The following is a 22,014-nucleotide window of genomic DNA, read 5'->3' as shown; positions in this document are numbered from 1 at the left end:
ACCCCATGCTGCTGGAAATGAAGCACATCACTAAGCGTTTTGGCGCGGTAAAGGCGCTGGATGATATCAGTCTGCGTCTGGAGGCAGGCGAAGTGATGTCACTGTGCGGTGAGAATGGCTCGGGCAAATCCACCTTGATGAAAATCCTGTGCGGGCTCTATCCGCACGGTGATTTTGACGGTGAAATCCACTTTGCTGGCGATCCGATACAGGCCCAGACCATCCGCGATACCGAACGCAAAGGCATTGTGATTATCCATCAGGAGCTGGCGCTGGTTCGCCAGCTCACGGTGATGGAGAACATTTTCCTCGGTGCCGAACTGGGGCGCTTTGGCATGGTGGATGATGAAACCATGACGCTGCGCTGCCAGCAGCTGCTGGCACGGGTCAAGCTGGATGTCTCGCCCGATACCAAAGTGGGGGAGCTGGGGCTGGGCCAGCAGCAGTTGGTGGAGATTGCGCGGGCGCTCAACAAACAGGTGCGACTGCTGATTCTGGATGAACCCACGTCATCGCTCACTGAGCAGGAGACCGAGGTGCTGTTAAGCATCATCAATAACCTGCGTGAGCACGGTATCGCCTGCATCTACATCTCGCACAAACTCAATGAAGTGAGGGCCATCTCCGACACCATATGCGTGATCCGCGATGGGCAGCACATCGCCACGCGCCCAGCAGCCGGCCTGAGCGAGGATGACATCATCACCATGATGGTCGGCCGTGAGCTAACCGCGCTCTATCCGCATCAGCCCCACGAGATTGGTGAAACGATACTGGAAGTGAAAAACCTTACCGCCTGGCATCCGGTTAATCGCCATGTGCGCCGGGTCAATAACGTTTCATTCAGCCTCAAGCGCGGCGAAATCCTTGGGATTGCTGGGCTGGTCGGGGCCGGACGCACCGAAACCGTACAGTGTCTGTTTGGCGTCTGGCCCGGTCGCTGGCAGGGCGAGATTGCCATTAACGGCCAGCCCGTAACGATTCGCGACTGCCGCGAAGCGATTGCGCACGGCATCGCCATGGTGCCAGAAGACAGGAAAAAAGACGGTATTGTGCCGCTGATGGGCGTGGGGAAAAACATCACGCTGGCAGCGCTCGACCAGTTCAGCCATCGCCTCTCCACCGTGGATGAAGCCGCCGAACAGCAAGCCATTAACGATGCGATTCGCCGCCTGCGGGTGAAAACCTCCTCGCCCGAACTGGCGATTGGGCGACTCAGCGGCGGCAATCAACAAAAAGCCATTCTTGCTAAGTGTCTGCTGCTTAACCCCAAAATCCTGATTCTGGATGAGCCCACGCGCGGTATTGATGTAGGCGCGCGTCAGGAGATCTACCTGCTGATTAACGCGCTGGTGCAACAGGGCATTGCGGTGATTGTGATTTCGTCCGAGCTGCCCGAAGTACTGGGCCTGAGCGATCGCGTTTTGGTGATGCATGAAGGGCAAATCAAAGCCGATCTGATTAACAACAATCTGACTCAGGAGCAGGTGATGGAAGCCGCTCTACGGAGTGAACATTATGCTTAAAACTGAGAGTACACAAAGCCTGCCGAGCACACCGACACCCAGCAAGTTTCCTCGCCTTAATCTGCAAGTTTTAGTGATGCTGGGGGCGATTGTGATGATCGCGCTGTTCTTCACCTGGACCACCGACGGGGCCTGGCTAAGTCCACGTAATGTCTCGAACCTGCTGCGCCAGACGGCGATCACCGGCATCCTCGCGGTCGGCATGGTGTTTGTGATTATCTCGGCGGAAATCGATCTCTCAGTGGGGTCGATGATGGGCTTGCTGGGCGGCGCAGCGGCGATTTTTGATGTCTGGCTTGGCTGGCCTCTGCCCCTCACCATTGTCGTCACGCTGGTGATGGGTCTGTTGCTTGGCACCTGGAACGGTTGGTGGGTGGCGTATCGCAAAGTGCCTTCGTTCATTGTGACGCTGGCGGGTATGCTGGCATTTCGTGGCATTTTGGTCGGTATCACTGACGGCACCACAGTAGCGCCGACCAGCCCGGCGATGTCGCAGATTGGGCAGAGTTATCTGCCCGGCGGCGTGGGTTTCGGCTTTGGTTTTGTTGGACTCGCACTGTTTATCCTCTGGCAATGGCGCTTGCGTCTGCGTCGTCAGCAGTTAGGACTGGCCCAACCGGCTGCAACCGGAGCCGTGGCACGTCAGGCGATCACTGCCGTTGTGGTACTCGGCGCGATCTGGCTGTTGAATGACTATCGTGGCGTCCCTACCCCGGTCTTGCTGCTGGCACTGCTGTTGCTGGCGGGGATGTTTATGGCGACGCGCACCGCCTTTGGCCGCCGCATTTACGCTATTGGCGGCAACATTGACGCCGCGCGGCTTTCTGGCATTAACGTGGCGCGCACCAAACTGGCCGTCTTCGCCATCAACGGTGTGATGGTAGCGATTGCCGGGCTGATCCTCAGTTCGCGCCTTGGTGCCGGATCGCCATCGGCAGGTAACATCGCTGAGCTGGATGCGATTGCCGCCTGTGTGATTGGCGGCACCAGCCTCGCGGGTGGTGTCGGTTCGGTAGCCGGTGCGGTAATGGGCGCGTTTATCATGGCCTCACTGGATAACGGCATGAGCATGATGGATGTCCCAACCTTCTGGCAATACATCGTGAAAGGCGCCATTTTGCTGCTGGCGGTGTGGATGGATACCGCCACGCGTCGCCGGGTGTAATCGCGTGGGCGATCACACTGTGGCGCAAACCATTTCTGCTGTCCTTGCCGCCGTGCTATGCAATGCGCTGAGGGTTTAAAGGGACGCGCCACCATGCATGAGAAACGTTACCGCATTACGTTGCTGTTCAACGCCAACAAGGTGTATGACCGCCAGGTTGTGGAAGGGGTCGGCGAATATTTGCAGGCCTCGCAAACCGACTGGGATATTTTCATTGAGGAGGATTTTCGCTGCCGTATTGAGAATATCCGCGAGTGGCTCGGCGATGGGGTGATTGCCGACTACGACGACAGCACCATCGAAACGTTATTAGCTAACGTCTCGGTGCCGATCGTCGGCGTCGGCGGCTCTTATCATCAGCCGCAGGATTATCCGCCGGTGCATTACATCGCCACTGACAACGCCGCACTGGTGGAGAGTGCCTTTCTGCATCTGAAAGAGAAAGGCATCAACCGCTTTGCCTTTTATGGTTTGCCCGCGTCCAGCGGCAAGCGCTGGTCGCAAGAGCGCGAGCAGGCGTTTCGTCAGTTGGTGATGCGCGAGCGTTATCAGGGAGTGGTGTACCAAGGTATGGAAACCGCGCCCGAGAACTGGCAGCACGCGCAGAACCGTCTCGCCGACTGGCTACAGACGCTGCCACCGCAAACCGGCATTATTGCCGTCACTGATGCGCGCGCCCGCCATCTGCTGCAAGCCTGCGAGCATCTCAAAATCCCGGTGCCAGAAAAGCTCACGGTGATTGGCATTGATAACGAAGAGCTGACGCGTTATTTGTCACGCGTGGCGCTCTCTTCCGTCGCACAAGGCACGCGACAGATGGGCTATCAAGCCGCCAAATTGCTGCATCGTTTGCTGGATAAACAAACCCTGCCGCTGCAGCGCATTCTGGTACCGCCGGTCAAAGTGATTGCCCGGCGCTCTACCGATTTCCGCTCGCTGCGCGATCCCGCCGTGATTCAGGCCATGCACTACATCCGCTTCAATGCCTGCAAAGGCATCAAAGTGGAACAGGTGCTGGATGCGATTGGCATGTCACGCTCAAACCTGGAAAAGCGTTTCCGTGACGAGACCGGCGACACCATTCACGCCATGATCCATCGCGAAAAACTGGAGAAAGCGCGCGAGCTGTTGGCCTCTTCATCACTCAACATCAATGAGATCTCGCAGATGTGCGGCTATCCGTCGCTGCAGTATTTCTATTCGGTGTTTAAGAAGAGTTACGCCACTACGCCCAAGGAATATCGCCAACTTCACGGCGAGAACGTGCTGTAGCGCACGGGTGAGATCAAGATTTCGCGCTGGGTTGTCGCTATAATTGTGCGGCATCTTCAGAGGAAGATCGTCGTCTCCGGTGAGGCGGCCGGATTTCAAATCCGGTTGGGGCCGCCAGCGGTCCCGGGCAGGTTCGACTCCTGTGATCTTCCGCCACCACACTTCCGCAGTCTTCCGACATTATTTTTAATTACATTCAAAAACAGATATATGCATTAAATCTTCGTCCGTGTTAGTCCTACAGTATCTGCCAAAATCCACGACAAATGTGTATAGTGATACGTATAGGATTTTTATACACACTTCAAACTTATACACATGGCACTCACAGACATACAAATTCGACGCGCAAAACCCTTAGAAAAGCCTTATACCCTTAGCGACGGCCTCGGGCTAGCTTTACTCATCAACCCGGATGGCAGCAAAGGCTGGCGCTTTCGCTATCGCTTCAACGACAAAGCTAAGCTGATGTCGTTTGGCTCATACAACCTCGTATCACTTGCTGAAGCGCGAGAGAAGCGTGATGTGGCGCGCAAGCAGGTAGCTAATGGAATTGATCCAGTAGAGGAGCGCAAGGCTAAAAAGTTGGCGCTTAAAATTTCCAGTGAGAACTCGTTCGAAGCTATAAGCCGTGAATGGCATACGAATAAGGCTGATCGTTGGACGGTGGCTTATCGCGAGGAGATCATAAAAACCTTCGAGCAAGATGTATTTCCATTCATTGGTAATCGCCCTATATCAGAGATCAAGCCATTAGAATTGCTTGAGGTGCTGCGTCGTATTGAAAATCGTGGCGCCTTAGAGAAAACGCGTAAGGTGCGGCAGCGCTGTGGTGAGGTGTTTCGCTATGCAATTATTACTGGCAGAGCTGAGTACAATCCGGCACCTGATTTAGCTATCGCATTGGCTGTACCTAAGCAAAAGAATCATCCATATTTATCAGTGGAAGAGTTGCGTCATTTTGTTCGCGATCTGGAAGCATATACCGGAAGCATCATCACTAAGAATGCTACAAAAATTGTCATGTTGACGGGTGTAAGAACTCAGGAGATGCGCTTTGCCACATGGAATGAAGTTGACCTTGAAAGAGGTGTTTGGGAAATACCAGCAGAAAGAATGAAAATGCGACGTCCTCACTTAATACCATTATCAACACAAGTAAAATGTATATTTGAACAACTCAAACCTATAACTGGTAACTATCCTTATATTTTTATTGGTAGAAATAATAGAAAAAAACCAATTAGCAAAGAAAGCGTCTCTCAAGTCATCGAACTTTTAGGATATAAAGGAAGAGCTACAGGCCATGGTTTTAGACATACAATGTCCACAATATTGCATGAAAGTGGATATGAAAGCGCATGGATTGAGTTGCAACTTGCTCATGTTGATAGGAATAAAATCAGAGGCATTTACAATCATGCTCAACACATCGAAAGTAGAAGGGTGATGCTGCAAGCTTATTCAGACATGCTATATGAATAATTTAAATATTCCGAGCAAGCATATTTAAGTGTTTGCTCGGTAATATAAATTAGGCTAATGTTAATAAAGCATGCATTCTCTTTACAATCATGACTATATTCAAAATCAAATGAACACAAAAAAACATAACCAATGGGCATAAAATATAATTAATGAAGTTAAACTTCAATGTCAAATCAATCTTACCAAAATAATATGAATGAGTATCACTAATAAAGTAACCATCTCCACTAACAGGGAACATTGAAACCACAAAGCATAATACCACTAACAAAACGCCACAAAGGATAGAATAGCAGATATTATAATATAACTCCGTTAGAAGGGTTTTCTTAGCCTCATAAAATGTATCAGCAGCTTGGTTTTGCCTTATTTTTGATTCTTGATCATACACCAAAACTAACACGCTTAGTAATAATGCTGTCAGAATAGCACTAAAGTTTACCAATAGAGAAATCAGGTCTTTTGTAACACCTTTCCCGAAAATCGTGAATAACGCAGCGGCTAGAATTGGTGAAATAATAAAGGTGAAAATATCATAAAAGCTAATTTTGTCTGTTCTAGCATCGCGTAATGTGCGGAAGTGTCCAACCAGAACGTCGCAGACATTAATTTTTGAACTCATTACGCTCTCCTTATTGCCAAACCACGATAAAGAAGCTGGATGTATTCCTCAATAATTTTATCAACCATTAAATTTAGTGATTCCAGCTCAGGCATACCATCGTCGAAGACAACCTGTTCTTCATCAAAGATTATCTCACATACAGCACCTTTAGCACTGGTACCTATTCTGAAAGTTCTTTTTCTACCATCACCCAGTTCGACTACTGTTTTAACAGTTTCCCCATACTCTTTTAATACTTCAACTAACTGGGCTTGCTCGGAACCTGCCGTAAAGTAATCGCGAAGCCTTCCTAGGCCTGACTTTCGTGGTGGTTTAATTATTAATTCTTGTTCGTTATGACCTAGTTTTCTCGCTTGTTCAGCAACGTCGCTAACTCCATGAAACTTTGTTACTCTTACTTCTTTGGCAACCGCATCCAACCATTTTTCAATGGCTTTATCATAAGCTAATGGGTTCATTTGCAGAACCAAATTAGTAACCCCCTTGAAATATTCAGAAAATAAATTCATGAACAACGTTTTTATTCCGTCCCCTCTATAAGTATGTAAAAAAGCCATAGCTTCATTTACATCTCGGGGAATATAAAAATGAACATAGTACCTTATGATTTCAGCATTATTTTTTGTTTTTTCAAAATCAACTACTCCAGTTTCAATATTAATAATGTCTGTCTTTGTTCCATAATATCCTGATTCAAACCAACCATAAATCTCTCGGTTATTATCATCCCTTACTACCTCATTGAATCTAAATACTTGTTTTGTAGCCTCGTAGAGTATAAAGTCGCTGTCATACTTATCGATAAAATCACCAATAATATCAAGAAGATCATTATCTCTAATATTGCTTAGTGCAGAATAACGCTGCTCTTTGGCAGCATTAGGGTTATAGCAACGAAATAGATACGGCGCTAAAGCATGCATTTTCATCTCCTTTTTTTATCTAACATTAACAATGCACCCCAAAATAATCAATAAGTTGCTTTAGCTCCGACTGCAAAAAATTCATCTAATCAGATAGTTTTGCTTATGAGTCGTTATCAATGAGTGCTCAAAACATTCATAATAACTTATCAAAGGCACGACATAACCAACTGTATTTATTAGAAATTAAATAAAATGTTGTTATTTTTTAAATGTACTGTGTCCTTCGAACTCACTAACTCACAAGACTTCCATTATATTGCATTAAGCACTCCTGCATTTCTTCTTTAAAGATAATTCATGGCTAGCGCGCAATGCTATCCCCGCCACGCCTGCCCGCTTTATGCATCACTTTTCATGCAGATGCATGATGCGGGCCGGGCCCTGCCCGGCACGGCCTGAATGAGGGAATGCAGTGCATGGTTTTGCATGCAGATTCATGCACGCTATGCATGCACGGCTCTTTACAAAGCGGCTGGCCAGAAAAAGGGCTTCAGAAAGACAAAGGGCAGGCACAAAAAAGCCGCTGGCCGGGCAGCGGCTGTGCGGGATTAATGAACCTGGCGGAATGCGGAACCGTAGCGGCCCAGCGTCTGGCGTTCTCTTACCGGTTCCGGTGGCGCTTCCGGGACTTTTTCCTGCTGTGGTGGTGCGGTGATAACCTTCGTGATGCTCTCATTCGTCTTGAAGGTGCAGGAGCAGTCCAGGTTAGTACACTGGTGATAACGCTCTTTCACCTGTTCTGACATATAGCGGCTCGATTTGGTGTGTGCCGCGCTTTTGCAGTAGGGACAGTGCATCATTTCTGGCTGCCCTCCTGAAGTTTTACACGCTGTGCCAGGATTGATTCCCCCAGCTTCTGGCGGCGCAGGGGGCGCGTATAAAGTTCCATATCAACCCCCGTCAGCGCAGGACGATGCAGGCCGATATTCTCCAGCAGCGGTGCCTCTTTCAGTACGCTGTCCGGCAGAGCCGCCGCTGCCCGGGTCAGTGCTTCACCGACCAGACCGGCCACGTCCTTAATCCGGTCCCGGTCATCACCGGCAAACGTCGGGGAAAGTTCTTCACGACGGAGACGCAGCTTAATGGCCCACAGCAGTGACGGACTCACGTTACGCAGGGCTGACTGCCAGTGCGCATCCGCAAACCCGGTAAACGCCTCGCGGTGTGAGTTCACGTACTCTGAGGCGCTGCCACAGCATTTCAGCATCGCCTCCTGCTTATCCAGTGCCAGTTCTTTCAGCAGCCCGCCAAACTCATCGGCCAGTTCCCGGCTGGCGATGCGCTGAGAATGTTCGGCGCGCAGCTCGTCAGTGAGATTGCCGCGCAGGTTACGGAAGCGTGTGCGCCAGTTGCTCTCGGCTTCTTTCCCTGCCTCGATGGCCGCCTGCTGCTCTTTCTCACAGCGGGCGATATCAGCGCAGATGCCGTTATACGTCCTCATTCTTTCCGTATGTTCAGCGCGGGCTTTCTCAAAGCGCACCAGTGAGGCAGGTTTCTGTTCCGGGGTGGTCATGGTGGTCTCTCATCGTCTGTAAAGGATGAGGCCATTCTGTCGTGTACCACAGGACAGCGCATTTCATTGCTTTCCGCCTGTCGATGAGCAGACAAGAGCAGAACCGGTGCGGGATTCCTCCTTAACAGATTATATTTCTTATATAACTGTTCACTGGTATTCACTGAGATAAAAAAGATAGTGAATACAATAAATAAAGCAGTGAACACTTTATAATTAAGTCTTCACTAAGTGTTCACCGGTGTTCACACCTTTCAGAAACAGGCCTTTTTCTGGCGAGCGAACCTTCATTGTTTCTAGCTATTAATTAACAATTATTAATTGATACTTAAATCAAATGTCCCTTTAAAGGCTAACAGAGGCTAATAGAGGCCAACAGAAAACGAAGTGCTTGTTTTTTGACCAATTCCATCTTGTTTACATGAGTAAAAATATTCTCACAATAGGGGGTTACCTGAAGACACCACCGTAACCGGACAGCACCGGCCGGACTCATAATGAGGTAACACCATGCACGCAGTTTCATCCGTACCGGCCCCCGCCATTCCCGTGACCCGCGACACCTTTTACCCGCGCGACCGCTTTATGCGCCTGCCGGAAGTCATCAGCACCTGCGGCCTGTCACGCTCGACCATTTACGACTTAATCAGCCGTGAGCAGTTCCCGTCGCAGATTTCCCTCGGCGGTAAAAACGTCGCCTGGCTGGCATCAGAGATTGACGGCTGGATGCAGGCCCGCATCGCGCAGCGCGCCGGAGGTGCAGCATGATTACGCTGAATTTCGGCACGAAAACTTACCCTCTCACCCGCGAAGAAGCCGCTTTTGTCGCGGAAAGCCTGACGGCAGCCGTCAGCGGCAAACCCGCCACCGCACCGGCCTTTACCGGCGGGATGCACGGCCATATCTCCGTGCTGAGTCAGAAAGCGAAGCCTGCAAAGCAGATTGAAAAGAAAGAGGACGGTGAATTCCGATCAAATCCGCCGCAATCCGATCACGTCCTGACCGATTGCTGAGGAAAACGCCCCGATGTGTGAAAAAAGGCTTTTCTCTGGCGAGCGGCCGTTATACAGTTTTTGTGCTGCCGCAAAATCGGCAGCCGGGCGTGGAAACCCGAGTTACTCAATGGCGACACCAGACGCGCCTTGCGTCTTTTTTTGTGTCTATGCCCTCGTGCACCTGTCTTTTGCACACCGGTTTTTATGCCGTTGTGTATCTCGAGTAATGGTGGCCCGGGCGGGGCAGCCTTCGGGCTGGCCGGTATCCATTGAGGCCGGTTTTCCACCCCCGTTCGGGTCACCACCAGAGTGTGGAAACTTCGGTGGTGGCGTTAACCGCTACTCAATGGAGATTGTCCTCATGACAACGGCCCTTACTGCCGCTCACTCTGAATTTACCTTTATTTTTGCCGCCGTGCGCCGCACTGATATCGCCGCACGTCCCTGTATGCTGCGAACCGTGGCAGGCGATGAGCGCAGCGCCCGCGCCAGTCTTGCCCGCGATTACGTCCTGTCCTTTGCCGGTCGTCTGCCGGTTAAGGCGGTGGCCGCATGAATACCCTTTCTCAGCACCTGAATAATCATGACACCTACCCCATTCCCCACGCTGACTATCTGCGCCTGCTGCACGCGCACACGGTCGGCGTGACCGTGCTCGATATGTTCGACTCGGTGAACTGCCTGAGCGCGCGCGGCTGCGTGCCGGACGGCGCGGCGCTGGCCTCGGTCGTCGCCCTGCTCACCGACCAGCTCGGTAAAGTCGTTGAAACCTGTGAATCCCGCATGTTAGCCACGGAGGCCCGCCATGATGACCGTTAATCACTCCTGCCTGCCCGTTGAGGTACGCACCGCCGTTTACCGCCGCGCGCTGGCGCAGGGTTACCTGAACGCCTGCAAAAGCCTCGGCATCACCGTATCCGCCACGCTCGATGAGTTGCAGATGACCATTGCCCTTGAGCTGGAAGGCTTCTATGTGCGCCGCCACGGCCCCGATGCGGGCATGGAGATGGCCTGCACCATGCTGGGCGATATGGTCGAGCCTGACCTGCTGACCGCGCCGCCGCGCCTGACGCAGCTCGGCGTCACCATGATGGATGAGCTGTTCCGCAGCCAGCTTGCGGCCGCCAGCCGCACGACGCTGCACTGAGGGAGGACGCGCACATGAAGCATATCGTCTCTGACACCGTAAAGGCGGCCACCGGACTCTGGCCGCAGCTTCTGCCCGCCCTCGGCATCAGCGTAAACGCCGGGGGACGACACGCTCCCTGTCCGGTCTGTGGCGGTAAAGACCGCTTCCGCTTCGACAATCAGGGCGGGCGCGGAACCTGGCTGTGTAACCAGTGCGGGGCCGGTGACGGCCTTAACCTGGTGGAAAAAGCACTCGACGTCAGCACGAAAGAGGCCGCCGTCAGGGTGGCCGGGATGCTCGGCACGCTGCCGGAGTCAGCTCCGGTTATGCAGGATGAAGCCACCGACCGAACCCGCGCGCAGGCAGATGCCGCCACACGGGCGCAGACGCTTATCGCCGCCGCTGTCAGCCGCACGGACAACGCCTACCTTTCAGCCAAAGGGCTGCACGGCACGCAGGCGCTGACACTTTCTGATGGGCTGCGCTGTGGTGGCGTCAGCTTTGCCGCCGGGGATGTGCTTATCCCCCTGACCGGCGAAAACGGTACGCCCGTTAACGTGCAGCTCATCAGCGCCGCAGGCGACAAGCGCACCCTGCCTGGCGGGCAGGTGAAAGGCACGTACTGGCTGGCTGGCGAGCCGGACGGCAAAACGCTGTGGCTCACCGAAGGGTACGCCACCGGCCTGACCGTGCACCGGCTGACCGGCCAGGCGGTATACGTGGCGCTGAGCGCCAACAACCTGCCTGCGCTGGCGAAGCGGCTGCGTGGGTCACATCCTGATGCGCTGATGCTGATTGCCGCCGACCGTGACGACAACGGGACCGGCCAGCTAAAGGCAGAGGAAGCGGCCAGAGCCTGCGGCGGGAAAGCCGCCCTGCCGCCGGTGTCGGGTGACTGGAACGACATGTGGCAGGCGCAGGGGGATATCGCCACGCAGGCGCAGCTCACCGCCTTCACCCAGCCGCAGCCACTCAGCCCGTTTGAATCCGTCAGCGAGGCCGACCTGAAGGCCATGAGCGCCAGCCAGAAGGCGGAGCTGCTGGTCGCCCACTACGGGCAGGCGCTGGCCGTGCCGCCGGTCGGGGAAGAAATCTGCCGCTATGAGAACGGCGCATGGCAGGTGATGGAGACGAAGACGCTGCGCCGGGAAATCGCCGCGCTGTTTCAGAAGGTGCGCGCCCCGTTCTCGGCTGCCGGTATCGGCAGCGTACTGGACACGCTCAAACTGATGGTGCCGCAGATGGGGGAACCGTCCCGCCGCCTGATTGGCTTCCGTAACGGCGTGTTTGATACAGCCACCGGCACGTTCAGCCCGCACCGCCGGGAGCACTGGCTGCGCACGGTGAACAGCGTGGACTACACCGCGCCGCGTGCTTGTGAAAACCTCGCAGACCACGCCCCGGCTTTCTGGCGCTGGTTAACGCGGGCCGCCGGGCATAATCACGACAAGCAGGAGCGTATCCTCGCGGCGTTATTTATGGTGCTGGCAAACCGCTATGACTGGCAGATGTTTCTTGAGGTCACCGGCCCCGGCGGCAGCGGCAAGAGCGTGATGGCTTCGATTGCCACAATGCTGGCCGGAAAAGACAACACCACGTCCGCCACCATCGACACGCTGGAATCCTCCCGCGAGCGCGCCAGCGTGGTGGGCTTCTCGCTGATTATCCTGCCTGACCAGGAGAAATGGAGCGGCGACGGCGCGGGCATCAAGGCGATTACCGGCGGCGACGCGGTGGCAATTGATCCGAAATACCGTGACGCCTACTCGGCACACATCCCGGCGGTCATTCTGGCGGTGAACAACAACCCGATGCGCTTCAGCGACCGCAGCGGCGGCGTGTCGCGCCGCCGGGTAATCCTGACGTTCCCGGAGGTGATACCGGCAAAGGAGCGTGACCCGCAGTTGCTGGACAAAATCAGCACCGAGCTGTCCGTTATCGTGCGCCACCTGATGCAGCGCTTCAGTCAGCCGGAGGAAGCCCGCGCGCTGCTACAGGCGCAGCAGACGTCCGGCGAGGCGCTGGAGATTAAACGCCAGGCTGACCCGCTGGTCGATTTCTGCGCCTACCTGATGCCGATAAGTACCGCGACCGGCCTGTTTATGGGTAACGCGAATATCCGCCCGCTGAATCCGAAGCGCTATCTGTACCATGCCTACCTGTCATTTATGGAATCGCGCGGCCATCAGCACCCGCTGAGCCTGACCGCGTTCGGCCAGGCGGTGCCGCAGACGCTTAAGGAATATGAGCGCATCCTGCTGAAGCGCAGAACAAATAACGGCGTCCAGACCAACCTCACCCTACACGAGGACAGCGAGGCCGACTGGCTGCCCGCGTGCAGTCAGTAACCCACACATCACGAACCGGCTCAGGCCGGTTTTTTTTTACGTTTAAGCCCGGAGTGATCACTCCATATGAACACAAGTGTACACCCCCCCTTAACCCTTCACTAACTAAATAATTGATTTAAAATGATTAAAATCAAAAGTGAACAGTGTGAACACTTTTTACTAAAATCTTTTTTTTCTTCCAGGTTAACCATTTTGATGATACTTTCAAATTACCCTTAGTTTGGAAGTGCTTAGGCATTTCTTGTGGTTGGTGTATATCCGACCCGTTACTATTGTTTGGTTTCTCGTCGCAAGAACGCGAGGCGTCACGAGGCTCCACTCGCCTCGAGCCACCTCGCGATCTTGCGCCTCGTAACCTGTGTAAGGGCATTATTGATGTGGTCAAAACATCCTAAATATTTCAGTGCTCGTAAAGATTTTGTCGCGAATTTTTCCGCAAGTGAATTAACGCAACTGAGCTATTCTTTGCCAAAGATTCTATTTATATGCGGTGGAGAAGAAAAAAACTGTAAAAACAGAGGAATTCTTGAAAACTACATCAGGAAACATCACAAAGAGTATCTAACATTTCGAGCCGAACTTGCTTGGGATGTAATCAGCAGTGGTGGAAATTCAAAGAATGTAAATGCATTAGCATTAGAAGAATGGTTGGCAGACATTTCTGATATTGTAATCATTTTAGTCGAGAGTTTTGGCACTGTCGCAGAACTGGGCGCATTTTCACTTAGTCCCAGTTTGAGAAAAAAATTATTGCCAATTTTGGATAAACAATTTGAAAGGCATAATTCTTTTATTAATACAGGCCCAGTAATGTGGGTAAACAACGACTCAAAGTTCAACCCAACAATATATACTGACTTTAAAACAATATTGACGTGCATACCTCAAATTAATGATAGACTCAGCAGAAAAATAAAGTCTTCTGTCTCTAAAAACAATCTTCATGGTAAATATCAATACTCACCAAAAGTACTACTTTTCTTTCTTTTATATGTAATTGCCTCACTAGGCCCAATCGGTTCCAAGGAAATATCTAATCTTAGTTATGATATAATTGATCTAAAAGATAGGAACAGAAATAGCATCAATTTCATGCTATCATTAGGAATTGCTCTTGGATTATTTAAAAAGACTCTAGTTGGAGAAGAAATTTATTATTCCTGCGTGGACTTTGAAAAGTTCTTTAACCACGAGTCTACAAAAAAAATACTAACTAAAATTCTAAAAAGCAGAGCAAGAGCATTATCAAATTTAATAATGATACCCGCATTCAAAAGTGAACTTGGAAAGGTAATGAAAAATGCTTATTGAACATCTTTCAGATACTTTAATCCTGACAAATGACTTTATAAATGATCTGGCTGATACAGCAAGTAAAAATTATAATAAATTTAGTGTTCCCAAGAAAAATGGTGGCACAAGGGTTGTTTATCAACCTAATAAAGAACTGAAATTGCTACAGCGTGTAATTCACGATGATTTCCTTAAAATACTACCCGTCCATCCTGCATGCAGCGCTTATCTTGATGGGGCATCAGTTAAGGAAAATGCAGAAAGACACAAAAATAACAAATACCTACTCCGCATCGATTTTGTTGATTTTTTTAAATCAATAACTCACAACGATATATTGTCGTTTTTAATTGAGAATAAAATACACCCACAATGGAATGACAATGATACAGAACTATTATTGAAGTTAGTCTGTTATAACGGTAGGTTAACAATGGGCTCTGTAACATCTCCTATGATATCCAATCTGGTATGCAACAAACTTGATAAAGCAATCGAGTCTATTTGCAACATTCAAGATATTATTTATAGTCGGTATGCAGATGATATTTATCTGTCAACCAACACCCCTAATATTCTAGGGATGATGCCTAAAAAAATAACTAATATCTTAAGGAAGATTGATTATCCTAAGCACTTAATAATAAACACAAGTAAAACTCAACATTCTTCTAAAAAGACAAGGATGACTATTACTGGACTTAAAATAACCAACATGGGTACAATTTCAATAGGACGAGAGAAAAAGCGTGAAATACGAAGTCTTGTTCATAAATGGGATACTTTACCCATTGAGAAAAAGAAGTACTTGCAAGGTTACCTCTCATATTGTGTCAGTGTTGAACCTCTATTCATAAATGCACTATGTGAAAAATTCAGTGCTAAGATCATCAAAAAAATTCAATCGTATAAATTTTGACCACGTATAAGTATGTATAAAAATGCGTATAAAAAAACATTGATGTAAAAAATATAATCATATTTTTCATGTAGTTATATTTAATATTTGACTCCTGTGATCTTCCGCCACCTTCATCTTACTGTTACTCATTTCTAAATGATTGGCTTAGGCAACCTGTAAGCCATCATTACAAGTTAGAAAATTCAGCCTGAGGATGTAGAGCAAGGTTGGCACTTTACTTCTGCACTCTTCTCCGCCACTTGTTCCAATCTCTTTATCTCGCCTGCACAATGCAGTTATTCAGTAAAACCGAACAACTGAGCTCTGTTTAAAAATCGGCTTGTTCATGATTCTATACTGTCTTTCACGCTGGCTATTGCGGAATCCCCCATGCTCATCCATCCCACCGACAACCTCACCTTCTCTGGCGATCCGCGTGCGGATGAGCTGCGTAAACGGCTGTTGCAACCCAATGCACCCAAAGTGATTGCGGCGTCATTATCGAAACAGCTCGATCGCGAAAGCCGCACCCACAGCCATGCGGCGGGCCAGCTTTATTGCCTGAAGCAGGGGATGATGACGGTAAACACGCCGTCGGGCATCTTCGCCAATCCGCCACGCCTGGTGGGTTGGATTCCACCGCACTTTGAACACGCGATTATCGGACCCGGTCGCGTACTCGGCTGGACGGTGTTAGTGGATGAAGCGCTCAGCGCACCCTTGCCGAAACATCCTGTGCTGCTCTCCTGCCCTTCGGTGCTGGAGCCACTGGCCGAGCGGCTGGCAAGTTTGTCACCGGATGCCTGGGGCAGCGAACGCTATAACCGGTTGTGTGATGTGTTTCTCGATGAACTGTATGAATCTACTGAGCATGCTTTAACACTGCCTCTGCCGGAAGAGCCGCGCCTGCGCCAGATTGCACGCCTATTGATGGACAATCCCGCAGATGCACGCACCGGCCCGGAATTGGCACAGTGGGCGGGATTAAGTCCGCGTAGCCTGAGCCGTCATTGGGCCAGTGCGGTGGGCATGAGCCTGTCGCGCTATCGTCAGGTGTCTCGCTTACTGAAATCACTGGAAGGACTGGCTGCGGGTAAAAGTGTGCAGCAGGTGGCCTGGCAGGTTGGCTTCGATAGCGTCAGCAGCTACATCAGCGCCTTTCGCAGCGCCTTTGGTTCGACGCCAGGTAAATACTTTATGCCGCCTGGCGGGTCTGCGGTTGCAACATCAGAAGACTCGTAGGCCCATCAATATCAGGCAAGCAGTGCTGATATTTACGACGAAACGCGCCAGGCGGAAGATCGTACATGCGGCGAAAAGTACGGCACCAAGTCTGCTGCGACTCAAAGCCGTATTTAATCGCGATCTCCATCAGCGGCTGGTCACCATTGACCAAGGCAATCGCCGACGCCGTTAACTTCCGCTCACGAATATAGGTGCCCAGCGCAATGCCAGTATGGCTGCGAAAAAGTCGCTGTAAGTGCCACTGCGAGTAACCCACACGTCGCGCCACGGTTTCCAGAATCAGTCGCTGTTCAATATTGTCTTCAATCCACAGCATCAGTTGATGCATACAGGCTGCGTGAATATCCATCTTTCCTCCTGATGGCGGTTTAACCAGTCAGCAGCATTATAAAAAAGCCGTCGCTGGCTATGTTTAGCGTTAAAGCCAATAAATAACGAAATCTCGCCAATGTGGCGCACAGGCTGCTTAAGTTGCATGCTTGCGGCTTAACCCATCATGTAATATTGTAAGTTACATGATAAACACAGAGCAGGAGAGAAGATGAACAGCTTGATCACCCCGGACGTATGGATATGTGTGGCGATTGCATTGGCAGCGGCCAGTACCTCAATGACCATTACCCAAACGGAATTGTTTGCAGGATTGCGTGCATGGACCGCTAAAAAGCACGCGCTACTCGGCCATCTGTTCCACTGCTTTTACTGCATGAGCCACTGGACGGTATTGGTGGGTATGCTGATTTATCGCCCTTACCTGCTGCACAGCGATGTGGCGGTGATTGATTGGGTGATGACGGCGTTTCTTACCTTAACGCTGACCACCTTTATCAACGGTCTGATGTTCAAGGTATTCCAGGCAGCGGTGACCACGCACGTGATGAAACATAACGCGCAGATCACCTTACAGAAGCAGGATTAAGACTCGTTACTGCACAGCGGATGGGGCTCGGCTTCCAGCCCCAGTTTTGCCATTTTATTGAGGTAATCATCGGCAATATCGGCCACGGTGATTTGGCTAAAGCGTTTGAGCAGCAGTGCTTCTGCTTCATTGAGCGCCTGATCCAGACGCTCATCGACCGCATGCTCAACTAAACACGGCGAAGGATCGGCAGCAGGCCCGATGCTGAACAGCGCTGGCGAACCCATCGCCTGATAAACATCCAGCAGCGTAATGGCGCTGAGTTCAACACTCAGTTCCCAGCCACCGCCATGCCCTTTCTCCGACACCACATAGCCTTTTTCGCGCAGCCCGGACATCATACGGCGCACCACCACCGGATTGGTACCCAGCATCTTGGCCATCGCTTCAGACGTGGCGCGTTTAACGTGCCGATCAAGATGAATCAGCGCGTGTAGGGAGCGGGACATTCGGTTGTCGCGGGGCATGGATCATTCCTCTAAAGTTCACGACACTCTAGCAAAGCCGCCCGGCTGCAACAATTTATCCCGCCAGTCTGGGGTTGATTGCCAGTGGGAACTGTTTCAGACTTTCTGGCTAAGAAAGCAAACAGGATGGAAAAAGCAATGAAAGGGATTTATCCGGCACAGGCGAGTGACCTCGATGCCATTACCGTTTTATGGGAAGCCTCAGTGCGCGCCACGCATCATTTTCTGTCCGAAGCAGATATTGCGTCGCTGCGCCCGCAGGTTCGCGATCAATATCTACCTATGGTTGATCTGCGCGTTTATCGTGATGAACAAGGTCACATTCGGGGTTTTGTGGGCACAGCGGAACATCGACTGGAGATGCTGTTTGTCCATCCAGAAGCTTGTGGCAAAGGTATTGGCAAACAGTTGCTGCATTACGCCATTGATAAAATGGGCGTGACTGAAGTGGATGTGAATGAACAGAACCCACAGGCTTTAGGCTTTTATCAAAGTCAGGGATTTTCGGTGATCGGCCGCTCGCCGCTTGATGGACAGGGAAATCCTTTTCCGCTTATCCACTTACGTCTAGTGCGTTGATGACGTCTGCGGCACCAGGCTGGCCTGCCAGTCACTGAACAGCGTTGGCCAGTTCTTAGCCGGGATATTCTTTTTCTGTCCGGTGCCGAAACCGTGCCCGCCCTGCTGGAAAAGGTGCATCTCAACCTTCACGTGGTTCTGACGCAACGCGTCGAACATCTGTAACGTGTTTTTAGGGGATGCCGTGCCGTCATCCAGCGCCTGCGCCAGGAAGGTCGGCGGGGTTTTGGCCGTGACGCGATCTTCCTGCGAATACTGCTCAATATCTTGCTGGCTGATATCTTTGCCGTACATCGCCGTGCGTGTGCCTACGTGCGTCACGCCATTTTTCAGCGACAGCACCGGATAAATCAGCGCGGTAAAATCGGGCCGTGCTGAAATCTTATCCTGCGCATCCACTGCCTTGTAATTGTTGGCGTCGGGGCTGTTACTCACATTGGCGGCGAGGAAAGCGCCCGCAGAAAAGCCCATCACCCCAATCTGATTGGCCGCAATTTGATACGCCGTTGCCTGACCACGAATGAGGCGCATCGCGCGCTGAACATCAGAAAAGGCATTATTGCGGTTAATCTCTGATCCATCACGCGGCATGCGATAAAGTAAAACAAATGAGGAATATCCTTTTTGGCTCAAGACCTTTGCGACATCGAGCCCTTCAGCATCCTGCATAATATAAGAAAAACCCCCACCGGGAATGATTAGCACAGCCGAGTGATTATTTTTTCCTGCAGGCGGAACATAAATCATTTCAGGTGAATCAACTTTTGTGACAGCGCGATTATTGATGGTCGGTTTTTTACTAAAATTAACGACTTTATTATTCCCTGACACTTCATTTGGCCAGATAGGAATTTCCTTATTGGCAAAAGCCGCAGGAAGATGCAGCAAAACAAACAGGGGAAATAACCGAAGAAACTTCATCTATACGGCTCCAGATTCTGAGTAAAAACAGTGACAAAAGACAAAGCTGAAACACAATCTCAGGCTTTGCCACGCAACACTTACCCCAGAGAAAATCAAATAAACGAACACATCTGGTAAAGTAACAAATAATATTACCTGACCGCATCCACTATAATACCGGACCAGAAAAAATTAGACTTTTCTCATGTTTACGTTAACAAGGCCATATGTTATAAGTAAATTTTAAACTATAAGAATCTGTGACCATGGGAATTTACTGGATCATAAGTCTTAGCCTGACTTTCGTCGCACTCGTCGAAGTTATGTTAAGTAAAAATGAAAACACAGCACAAATCAGATCATACGTTTATTTTGTTGCCGTTGTAGTGCTTTTTACTTTCGGTGGCATTCGTGGTCTGGGTACGGGTCTCGATGATTTCCAGTATCGTGATTTCTTTGTTCATTTCGTCGATAAAATAGTAATAGAAGGGTTCTGGCGCACAGCAGAAGAATTCCGTTATGAACCTGCGATATATGCAATAGCCGGTATTACTCGCGTATTTACTGCTAACCCAGATATCTTTATTTATGTTTTCACCGTGATCGCGGTGGGTATCAATGCATGGTATTTCCGCAAGCTCACTCCATTGCCCATCGTTGCGTTGGCGGTCTACTCGGCTCACTTATTTATTAACAAAGACATGAACCAGATCCGATTTGGTTTATGTTCTGCCTTTTTAATGGGCTTTGTTTATCATATGTCCCGCCGCAGTAAATCCGGGATGATTACCACCTTTATTCTTTCTTTTATTAGCCACGCCACGGGGATTGTGGCGATCCTCATTCCGCTGGCAATGATTGTAAGAAAGAACAAATACATACCCATTCTGATTGTCATCGCCAGCTTACCTCTTGCGTTTATGGGCAGCTCGGCATTGATTAGTCTGCTTTCCAGTCATCTGGGAGGATTAGGGGACAGGGCCATGGGATATGCCAATCAGGAATCGACTCAGGACCAAGGGATTCTGACGCTCTCTAACCTGAAAAATATCGGCTTCGTCTTTATCTTTAGCTTTATGCTGCTGAGCAACAGAATCAAAAACTTCGATGCCACTAAGTTCAATACTTACTACATCCTGGTGATCACCTTCGCCCTCGGTGCAGGACTGAGGATGGCGCTGCAGGATTATGCCTCCGGTGGCCGTCTGGCAAACTTCCTGTTGCAGGTTGAACCGGTGCTTATTTCCCTGTGTATTTGGGAAACCCAAAAGCTGAAGAAAGTGATTGCTGTGGGCATTACTGTTTTAATGGTGCTCTATTATCTTTATTACAATACTGTTTCAAGCAAACAGTCGATAACCGGCTACGAAGTCTCGCAGACCTTCAAACTGTTCCGCTAACCTCCCTCAAAAACGCTAGCCATCGGTTAGCGTTTTTATTTTACATCTCAGATAAACCTGATAGACGCATAAGGAAAGTCTGAATGTTTTTATGGCACTGCGCATTCCTTGCATTTTGCTTTCATTGAACCTCTAATAGGCTAACATCTGCACCAGAATAGTTAGGAATAATCTTAATGGGTTAATGCCATTTAATTCCTGAATTTTTTGGTGCCAAGCCACTCAATGAAAGAATGTAGATATGAACGAAAAAAATAATTTTGACATCGTCCGATTCTCTCTCGCCTTTATCGTAATGCTGGTGCATTCCGCCGAGGTAACAAGAAACGCCGATATTCGTTTCCTGTCTCATTTCCTTAACAGTGATTTTGCCGTAAGGGGATTTTTTGCAATAAGTGGATTCCTTATTGCAAAAAGTTACTTAAGAAGTAAATCACTGACATCCTATTTTATTAAACGTGCACAACGTATCTTGCCCGCTTATATATTTGTGGTGATTCTCTGCTTCGTGATCGGCATGTGTCTTACCACGCTGCCGCTGATGGATTTCCTGAAAAATAAAGAGACCATTAAGTATCTGCTCGCCAACTTCTCATTCCTTAACTTTATCCAGGCCTCGCTACCGGGTGTGTTCACCAGCAACCCAAATCAGCCGATGGATGGCTCGCTATGGACAATCAAGGCTGAACTGACGCTCTATGTCCTGCTGCCGTTTGTCATTCCACTGATGAAGAAGAGCCCGCTGAAAGTCTGGAGTATCATTTTTGTTATCTCCTGCGCCTGGTTCTTCTATTTCACGTCGCTGTATAACGGTCCAAAAGCCGATACGCTGGCAAAACAGTTTGTCTCGCTCTCTTCATTCTTCTTCTTTGGCAGCCTGTTGGCGGTGCATCAACCCACCTTTGATCGCCTTAAAGAGATTACCATTGTGTCGTTGGTGGTGTTCTTGCTGTTCAAGAATACCGACTACTCCTTCATTATCGAGCCGGTTGCCTTCTCATCGGTGGTGATTCTGTTCTGCACCAACCTGTGTAAAGAGGTCAAAATCAGCCAGTACGGCGATCTCTCTTACGGCATGTATCTCTATCACTGGCCGATTATTCAGGTTCTGCAGCACTTTGGGGTGTTTAATGCCAATGCGTTCCTGGGACTGGGATTAACCATCGTGATTACGCTGGCACTGGCCTATACCTCGTGGAATGTGCTGGAGAGCCGTTTCCTGAAACGCGCGCATCATGCTCAACCCTCGATTACACCGCCGACCAGCACCGCACGCGACTGAGTTAATGACCCGTTCACCATGAATAGCGCCAAGCT

24 protein-coding genes and 1 tRNA gene are annotated in these 22,014 nt (G+C 50.2%); 18 read left to right on the top strand and 7 right to left on the bottom strand.

Annotated elements, in window-relative coordinates:
• The first annotated feature begins 5 nt into the window (after positions 1–5).
• The 5 genes from F3J38_RS19495 to F3J38_RS19475 all read left to right on the top strand — a co-directional run bounded on the left by F3J38_RS19495 (position 6) and on the right by F3J38_RS19475 (position 5,448).
• Positions 6–1,526 carry a xylose ABC transporter ATP-binding protein gene (locus F3J38_RS19495; RefSeq protein WP_167141099.1) on the top strand — a complete coding sequence of 507 codons (1,521 nt, stop codon included), beginning with the start codon at positions 6–8 and terminating at the stop codon, positions 1,524–1,526.
• Positions 1,519–2,691 carry a xylose ABC transporter permease XylH gene (gene xylH, locus F3J38_RS19490; protein ID WP_167141098.1) on the top strand — a complete coding sequence of 391 codons (1,173 nt, stop codon included), beginning with the start codon at positions 1,519–1,521 and terminating at the stop codon, positions 2,689–2,691. Before F3J38_RS19495 ends, xylH begins: the two co-directional genes overlap by 8 nt.
• Positions 2,692–2,784: 93 nt before the next feature.
• Positions 2,785–3,963, top strand: a complete 1,179-nt coding sequence (gene xylR / locus F3J38_RS19485; protein ID WP_167141097.1) for a D-xylose utilization transcriptional activator XylR — start codon at positions 2,785–2,787, stop codon at positions 3,961–3,963.
• A 61-nt stretch (positions 3,964–4,024) separates the two neighbouring features.
• A tRNA-Sec gene (locus F3J38_RS19480) sits at positions 4,025–4,119 on the top strand.
• Between the two features lie 162 nt (positions 4,120–4,281).
• The gene (locus tag F3J38_RS19475; protein WP_167141096.1) at positions 4,282–5,448 is read left to right on the top strand and encodes a tyrosine-type recombinase/integrase; all 1,167 of its coding nucleotides are present in this window, start codon (positions 4,282–4,284) and stop codon (positions 5,446–5,448) included.
• 49 nt (positions 5,449–5,497) lie between these two features.
• On the opposite strand, the gene F3J38_RS19470 is transcribed toward F3J38_RS19475, so the two are convergent.
• The 4 genes from F3J38_RS19470 to sid form a co-directional block, all read right to left on the bottom strand.
• The gene (locus tag F3J38_RS19470) at positions 5,498–6,073 is read right to left on the bottom strand and encodes a hypothetical protein (RefSeq protein WP_167141095.1); all 576 of its coding nucleotides are present in this window, start codon (positions 6,071–6,073) and stop codon (positions 5,498–5,500) included.
• Positions 6,073–6,999 carry a hypothetical protein gene (locus tag F3J38_RS19465; RefSeq protein ID WP_167141094.1) on the bottom strand — a complete coding sequence of 309 codons (927 nt, stop codon included), beginning with the start codon at positions 6,997–6,999 and terminating at the stop codon, positions 6,073–6,075. The genes F3J38_RS19470 and F3J38_RS19465 overlap by 1 nt, the downstream gene beginning before the upstream one ends.
• Before the next feature lie 551 nt (positions 7,000–7,550).
• Positions 7,551–7,802 (bottom strand): ogr/Delta-like zinc finger family protein, encoded by a 252-nt coding sequence (locus F3J38_RS19460; protein WP_167141093.1) that lies wholly within the window; start codon positions 7,800–7,802, stop codon positions 7,551–7,553.
• Positions 7,799–8,515, bottom strand: a complete 717-nt coding sequence (sid, locus tag F3J38_RS19455; protein WP_167141091.1) for a capsid size-determining scaffold Sid — start codon at positions 8,513–8,515, stop codon at positions 7,799–7,801. The genes F3J38_RS19460 and sid overlap by 4 nt, the downstream gene beginning before the upstream one ends.
• A 510-nt stretch (positions 8,516–9,025) precedes the next feature.
• Between sid and F3J38_RS19450 the strand changes: the two genes are divergently transcribed.
• The 9 genes from F3J38_RS19450 to F3J38_RS19410 all read left to right on the top strand — a co-directional run bounded on the left by F3J38_RS19450 (position 9,026) and on the right by F3J38_RS19410 (position 16,426).
• On the top strand, positions 9,026–9,283 hold the full coding sequence (locus F3J38_RS19450; protein WP_167141089.1) for a helix-turn-helix transcriptional regulator: 258 nt from the start codon (positions 9,026–9,028) through the stop codon (positions 9,281–9,283).
• Positions 9,280–9,528, top strand: a complete 249-nt coding sequence (locus F3J38_RS19445; protein WP_167141087.1) for a hypothetical protein — start codon at positions 9,280–9,282, stop codon at positions 9,526–9,528. The genes F3J38_RS19450 and F3J38_RS19445 overlap by 4 nt, the downstream gene beginning before the upstream one ends.
• 13 nt (positions 9,529–9,541) lie before the next feature.
• Positions 9,542–10,066 carry a host cell division inhibitor Icd-like protein gene (locus tag F3J38_RS19440; RefSeq protein ID WP_167141085.1) on the top strand — a complete coding sequence of 175 codons (525 nt, stop codon included), beginning with the start codon at positions 9,542–9,544 and terminating at the stop codon, positions 10,064–10,066.
• The gene (locus tag F3J38_RS19435) at positions 10,063–10,329 is read left to right on the top strand and encodes a hypothetical protein (protein ID WP_019106103.1); all 267 of its coding nucleotides are present in this window, start codon (positions 10,063–10,065) and stop codon (positions 10,327–10,329) included. The genes F3J38_RS19440 and F3J38_RS19435 overlap by 4 nt, the downstream gene beginning before the upstream one ends.
• A complete protein-coding gene (locus F3J38_RS19430) occupies positions 10,316–10,657 on the top strand; it encodes a DUF5375 family protein (RefSeq protein ID WP_167141083.1) in 342 nt (113 codons plus the stop codon). Before F3J38_RS19435 ends, F3J38_RS19430 begins: the two co-directional genes overlap by 14 nt.
• A gap of 14 nt (positions 10,658–10,671) precedes the next feature.
• Positions 10,672–12,987: a primase-helicase zinc-binding domain-containing protein gene (locus tag F3J38_RS19425; RefSeq protein WP_167141081.1), complete on the top strand. Its 2,316-nt coding sequence runs from the start codon at positions 10,672–10,674 to the stop codon at positions 12,985–12,987.
• Between the two features lie 378 nt (positions 12,988–13,365).
• The gene (locus F3J38_RS19420; RefSeq protein WP_205298335.1) at positions 13,366–14,301 is read left to right on the top strand and encodes a retron St85 family effector protein; all 936 of its coding nucleotides are present in this window, start codon (positions 13,366–13,368) and stop codon (positions 14,299–14,301) included.
• Positions 14,291–15,202, top strand: coding sequence for a retron St85 family RNA-directed DNA polymerase (locus F3J38_RS19415; protein WP_167141079.1), 912 nt, complete (start codon positions 14,291–14,293; stop codon positions 15,200–15,202). The genes F3J38_RS19420 and F3J38_RS19415 overlap by 11 nt, the downstream gene beginning before the upstream one ends.
• Before the next feature lie 372 nt (positions 15,203–15,574).
• Complete coding sequence (locus F3J38_RS19410) at positions 15,575–16,426, top strand: AraC family transcriptional regulator (protein WP_167141078.1); 852 nt, start codon at positions 15,575–15,577, stop codon at positions 16,424–16,426.
• On the opposite strand, the gene F3J38_RS19405 is transcribed toward F3J38_RS19410, so the two are convergent.
• Positions 16,380–16,778, bottom strand: coding sequence for a helix-turn-helix domain-containing protein (locus F3J38_RS19405; protein ID WP_167141076.1), 399 nt, complete (start codon positions 16,776–16,778; stop codon positions 16,380–16,382). The two genes, F3J38_RS19410 and F3J38_RS19405, sit on opposite strands and share 47 nt — an antisense overlap.
• 192 nt (positions 16,779–16,970) lie before the next feature.
• On the opposite strand from F3J38_RS19405, the gene F3J38_RS19400 reads away from it, so the two are divergent.
• Positions 16,971–17,348, top strand: a complete 378-nt coding sequence (locus tag F3J38_RS19400) for a DUF1360 domain-containing protein (protein ID WP_205298334.1) — start codon at positions 16,971–16,973, stop codon at positions 17,346–17,348.
• Here the strand turns inward: F3J38_RS19400 and F3J38_RS19395 are convergent.
• A complete protein-coding gene (locus F3J38_RS19395; protein WP_167141074.1) occupies positions 17,345–17,815 on the bottom strand; it encodes an Rrf2 family transcriptional regulator in 471 nt (156 codons plus the stop codon). The genes F3J38_RS19400 and F3J38_RS19395 overlap by 4 nt on opposite strands.
• A gap of 138 nt (positions 17,816–17,953) precedes the next feature.
• Here F3J38_RS19395 and F3J38_RS19390 point away from each other — a divergent pair, with 138 nt between their 5' ends.
• Positions 17,954–18,394, top strand: coding sequence for a GNAT family N-acetyltransferase (locus F3J38_RS19390; RefSeq protein ID WP_167141072.1), 441 nt, complete (start codon positions 17,954–17,956; stop codon positions 18,392–18,394).
• Here F3J38_RS19390 and F3J38_RS28135 read toward each other — a convergent pair.
• Complete coding sequence (locus F3J38_RS28135; RefSeq protein ID WP_369411021.1) at positions 18,383–19,141, bottom strand: alpha/beta hydrolase; 759 nt, start codon at positions 19,139–19,141, stop codon at positions 18,383–18,385. The genes F3J38_RS19390 and F3J38_RS28135 overlap by 12 nt on opposite strands.
• Positions 19,142–19,563: 422 nt before the next feature.
• Here F3J38_RS28135 and F3J38_RS19380 point away from each other — a divergent pair, with 422 nt between their 5' ends.
• Together F3J38_RS19380 and F3J38_RS19375 are read left to right on the top strand one after the other, a co-directional pair.
• Positions 19,564–20,697 carry an EpsG family protein gene (locus F3J38_RS19380; protein ID WP_167141069.1) on the top strand — a complete coding sequence of 378 codons (1,134 nt, stop codon included), beginning with the start codon at positions 19,564–19,566 and terminating at the stop codon, positions 20,695–20,697.
• A 241-nt stretch (positions 20,698–20,938) separates the two neighbouring features.
• On the top strand, positions 20,939–21,979 hold the full coding sequence (locus F3J38_RS19375) for an acyltransferase family protein (protein ID WP_167141067.1): 1,041 nt from the start codon (positions 20,939–20,941) through the stop codon (positions 21,977–21,979).
• Positions 21,980–22,014 lie beyond the last annotated feature (35 nt).

This window comes from Candidatus Pantoea formicae (assembly GCF_011752625.1).
GTDB lineage: Bacteria > Pseudomonadota > Gammaproteobacteria > Enterobacterales > Enterobacteriaceae > Pantoea > Pantoea formicae.
The sequence above is the reverse complement of the archived record's forward strand: the minus strand, read 5'-3'. Positions and strand labels throughout refer to the sequence as shown.